The organism is Acidisphaera rubrifaciens HS-AP3 (assembly GCF_000964365.1).
In the GTDB taxonomy this organism is placed as follows: Bacteria; Pseudomonadota; Alphaproteobacteria; order Acetobacterales; family Acetobacteraceae; genus Acidisphaera; species Acidisphaera rubrifaciens.
In genome coordinates, this window is the sequence record NZ_BANB01000783.1 from 1 (window position 1) to 313 (window position 313).

Here is a 313-nt window from a genome sequence, read left to right on the forward strand (position 1 = left end):
GTCAGGGCGTGGAGATGTTCGCCCCGCCGCTGGCGCTTTGCACCGACAACGCGGTGATGGTCGCCTGGACGGCGATCGAGCGGCTGCGCCTCGGGCTGCGCGACACGCTGGACGTGGCACCCCGGCCGCGCTGGCCGCTGGAGGTGCTGGCGGGGTGAACTACCGGCACGATTTCCATGCCGGGAATGCCGGCGACTGCCTGAAGCACGCGCTGCTGGTCTGGCTACTCGACGCGCTGCACCGCAAGCCGGCGCCGGTATTCGTGCTCGATACCCATGCCGGCGCCGGCCGCTATGACCTGTCGGGCGAGGCG

The 313-nt window shown here is 71.2% G+C and carries 2 pseudogenes; both read left to right on the plus strand.

Features of this window, described 5'->3' with window-relative positions:
- Window positions 1–158: pseudogene (locus tag B8460_RS23500) on the plus strand (tRNA (adenosine(37)-N6)-threonylcarbamoyltransferase complex transferase subunit TsaD); the annotation flags it as partial.
- Window positions 155–313 (plus strand): annotated as a pseudogene (locus tag B8460_RS23505) (23S rRNA (adenine(2030)-N(6))-methyltransferase RlmJ); the annotation flags it as partial. The pseudogenes B8460_RS23500 and B8460_RS23505, both read left to right, overlap by 4 nt.